This window comes from Okeania sp. SIO2B9 (assembly GCF_010672505.1).
Classification (GTDB): domain Bacteria; phylum Cyanobacteriota; class Cyanobacteriia; order Cyanobacteriales; family Microcoleaceae; genus Okeania; species Okeania hirsuta.
In genome coordinates, this window is the sequence record NZ_JAAHGK010001583.1 from 1 (window position 1) to 1,482 (window position 1,482).

Annotated in this window: 1 protein-coding gene; it reads left to right on the forward strand. The window is 32.7% G+C overall.

Going from position 1 to position 1,482, the window contains the following annotated elements; all coding sequences use genetic code 11:
• The coding region (locus tag F6K13_RS32850; RefSeq protein WP_287289881.1) for a CBS domain-containing protein at positions 1 to 636 on the forward strand (636 nt) is incomplete at its 5' end.
• Positions 637 to 1,482: the final 846 nt, after the last annotated feature.

The window sequence follows — 1,482 nt, forward strand, 5'->3', positions numbered from 1 at the left end:
TTGGAAACATTCAAATCCATTGTTTGGAAAATCACAAATAACCCTTACAAAGGAGTTATTTTTGCTAGTAGAGTAGGTCAAGTATTTGGTTGGTTGGCAATAGTTTCTAGTTTGATTCCTACTTTTTTATCTGGTAGTTTTCCTAATATTTGGAATATTCTAATTGGTTCGTTTTTACTACAAAATGCTGGTCGTTCTGCCCAATATGCAGAAATCCAAGGTACTCTTGCAGACTTAACTGCAGCAGATGCTATTATTCTCGATCGCCCAATTGTTTCAGCTAGTCTTTCTCTACGAGAATTTGTGAATGAATATATAATTGGGAAAGATAGTAGAAAACAGTTTTTAGTTATTAATGAAGTAGATCAGTTAGTAGGAGTAATTAACGTTGATGATTTGAAAGTAGTTAATACCTCTGAGTGGCCTTTAGTTATGGTAAAAGAATTAACGAAACCTGTAATAAATATGGAGACTGTGGTAGCTAAAACTTCTCTTTTAGAAGTAGTTTCTTTATTGGAACAAAAGCAAATTAATGAATTAACTGTTATTGATGAAAACGGTGTTTTAGTTGGGTTAATTGAAAAAGCTTCAATTAGGAGTCTGTTGGAAAACAAAGCTCAGGTAAAATCTGCTTAGGTCAATGGAATAGAAAAATCTTTAATCTGTTAGATCGCGGGAGTCAGGAGTTAGGAGTCAGATGAATGGCTTCTATACCAACTCTTCGCTCATAAATTCTCTTTTTTGTCAAAGGAAAATTTCCTGCAATTGTCTTTTAATTACACTTATTATTCGACTACATTCTTTTTTCAAATTCGTATTATTGGCAGAGAATATATGGTGTCGTTCAAAACATAGATATGAATGTGAAATAGGAGTCAGAATGAATGGCTTCTATACCAGTTTTTTGGTCATAAATTTCCTGCAATTGTTTTTTAATTACACTTATTATTCGACTACATTCTTTTTTCAAATTCGTATTATTGGCAGAGAATATGTGGTGTCGTTCAAAACAAAAATATGAATGTTAAAATTGAAGTTTTCTTGTATATCTAAGCAATCGGGAATAGAGAAAGAGTGAGAATATTGTAGAATTAGAGAGAAAATTTTTGTTAATTAACTAAGGAATGAAAATCAATTAAAACCAGATAAAATTAATTACTTTTAAGAGGTTTTATCAGATCTCAAACATAAATTTCCGGTCTTATTTAATTTACTTTCCTTAGAATATATAATATATAGCAATCAAAGGGAAGGGCGCGGATAGATCAAAAGTTTAAAGTTCAGACAAGACAATATTTTTCCTTCTTCCTTCTTCCTTCTTTTCTCTGCTATGTCTTGAAGACTCAACTCTGTAACTAGTGCAGGATGGCAGAAATAAGTGACCAGTAGGAGCAATGCCCTCTTCCTGAGATAGAATACTCAGAGGTGCGATCGCATCGGAGAGGCCAGCCCCAAAAAGTGACCACTAAAAAAAAGTGATTT